This is a genomic window from Butyricicoccus faecihominis (assembly GCF_014648015.1).
Classification (GTDB): Bacteria; Bacillota; Clostridia; order Oscillospirales; family Butyricicoccaceae; genus Agathobaculum; species Agathobaculum butyriciproducens.
Genome location: NZ_BMQH01000003.1, coordinates 93,042 through 95,014, shown reverse-complemented (window position 1 = coordinate 95,014; position 1,973 = coordinate 93,042). Strand labels below are relative to the sequence as shown.

Below are 1,973 nucleotides of genomic sequence, written 5' to 3'. Positions count from 1 at the left end.
CTTGCCAACATTGAGAATCAAGGTGCGATTCCGAGCCTGCCTGTGATGATCCAGTTGATTAAGGTCTGCGGACTTCCCGTGGAACGGTATTTTAACCCGGAGATTATGCGAGAAGAAAGCGAACAGCGGCAGCGGGTCAGCCACAAGCTGAAACTCTGCCCTGAAGAATACCTGCCGATTATCGAAGGTGCCATAGACGGGGCGCTCAAAATGGAACAGACTGCGAAGCAGAAGGAGGACGCATAATCGCGGCCTCCTTCTGGCATTTCTATATCAAGGTTCCCGGCACTTTTCCAAAAGTTCCCGACACCTCTGCTGGATTTCTCCGGTTTCTGTCACAGTCAGGTCACGGTCATTTCCAGTAATCTTATCTTCCAGAAAGTTGGCGTATGTACCCAACAAAGCGTTCCGTAAATCCTCCGGGGTTTTCTGTATTTCAGCGCTGTACCAGTCATTCCGGTGGGGTTCCCATGCCATCAATGTATAACCATGACTGGTCTGAACCACCTCATACAGAGGGTCATCCTCCAGATATGCCTGAAACACTTTCAAAACCTTTTCAAAGGTCAGCATTTCCCGCACCTCCCATTCAGCTGCAAATCAGTTCCCTGATTAAAATTTCCTCAATCTGTGCCGTTAATGTGTTCATCAGCCCCACCCAACGCATAGGATCACAGGCTTTCAGTTCTTCCGTGACACCCGCAGTCTCCATCATGTGAGGCAACATGGTGTCCACACGCTCCTGCGCTGTCCGGTCAATCTCTATCAGGTGCGGATACAGCTTCTCGCTCATCAGCAGTTGGTTGTAGAGAATGGGGCGATGTTCCTTTAGGTAGGATTTTCGCATTCTGCCGTACTTGCCGATAGAAGTTTCCGGCTGTTCAGAAAGTTTTAGGTTGGGTATATCATAATCTCCACAACGAATGTAAGTCAACTTACTCATATTCATGCTCCTTTGCTCCGTGATGATTAGACTGCTGCGCTGGCTGCTATGCTGCCTTTGCGCGGTTCTTCTTTTGGTAGCTGCCCGATAGTAGAAAAAACACCTTTTTTCATATCCTCAGCCCGGATCATGGCTTTCTTAGCGTCCATTTCCGCTTTTTTCTTCGCCTTGATTTTGTCCTCATACCGTTTCTGTGCGCCGCTGGCTTTCCGCTTCAAATAATTCTGATGAAGCCTGTCCTTGCGTTCTTCTTTTTTCCGCAGTTCTTCCTGTTCCTCCGGGGTTAAAGGAACCGGCTGTAAGGATGGTGGGATATAGCGCCCTAAAAAATTGAAGTAGATTTCAATTTCCTGCGTGGTGTCCTGGCTGCCTTTTCGGGCGCGTTCGTGGACAAGGATTTTCTCTACAAACTCGTTGAGCATGGTGTTTGTCAGCGTGTCAAAATTCTCGTACTTATCAATCAGGGCTATAAATTTCTCTGCTGATTTCTGGCTCTGCTCATAGCCGGTAACAGCCTTTTCCAGCTCTGCAATTTCAATCTCAAGTGCATCCTGCTCTTTGGCATACTGTGCATCAAGCGCCTTATATCGTGCATCCGGCAGCTTGCCGAGGGCGTTGTCCTCATAGATTTTGCAAATCAGTTTTTCCAGTTCTCCGGCTCTCTTTTGGGCAGCAGCCAAACGCCTGCGCTTTTTCGATATATCGGCACTCTGTTGAGCAACCTGCGTCTCCTGAACAGTGTGAATAAATTCCGTCCGGTCATTTCTGGAATATTCAGCGATAGCCCGGAGCGTGTCGGAAACCAATGTCAGAACAGCGCTCTCATTGATACGGTGTTGAGTGGGGCATAGTGTCCCACACGGAATTTTGGTATAATTGGAACAGGTATATTGAGAAATCCGCCTGCCATTGTTGGTGCGGTGGACATACATCTTGCCGCCACAATCTGCACAATAGAGCAAGCCTGTGAGGGGAGCCGCTTCGCCCCAGCCGTTTGGATAACGCCGTACATTGCTGCGGATTTTCTGCA

At 48.9% G+C, this 1,973-nt stretch carries 4 protein-coding genes; 1 reads left to right on the top strand and 3 read right to left on the bottom strand.

The annotated features are described in order from the left end of the window. Positions 1 to 246 (top strand): XRE family transcriptional regulator (locus IEY11_RS03640; protein WP_188885938.1); only part of this gene is annotated, 246 nt, incomplete at its 5' end. A gap of 27 nt (positions 247 to 273) precedes the next feature. On the opposite strand, the gene IEY11_RS03635 is transcribed toward IEY11_RS03640, so the two are convergent. The 3 genes from IEY11_RS03635 to IEY11_RS14785 all read right to left on the bottom strand — a co-directional run. After that, complete coding sequence (locus IEY11_RS03635) at positions 274 to 573, bottom strand: hypothetical protein (protein ID WP_002596315.1); 300 nt, start codon at positions 571 to 573, stop codon at positions 274 to 276. A gap of 16 nt (positions 574 to 589) precedes the next feature. Next, positions 590 to 943, bottom strand: coding sequence for a TnpV protein (locus IEY11_RS03630; RefSeq protein ID WP_118004255.1), 354 nt, complete (start codon positions 941 to 943; stop codon positions 590 to 592). 26 nt (positions 944 to 969) lie between these two features. Then, positions 970 to 1,973, bottom strand: a 1,004-nt coding sequence (locus IEY11_RS14785) for a DUF4368 domain-containing protein (RefSeq protein ID WP_243183942.1), incomplete at its 5' end; no start/stop codon positions are given.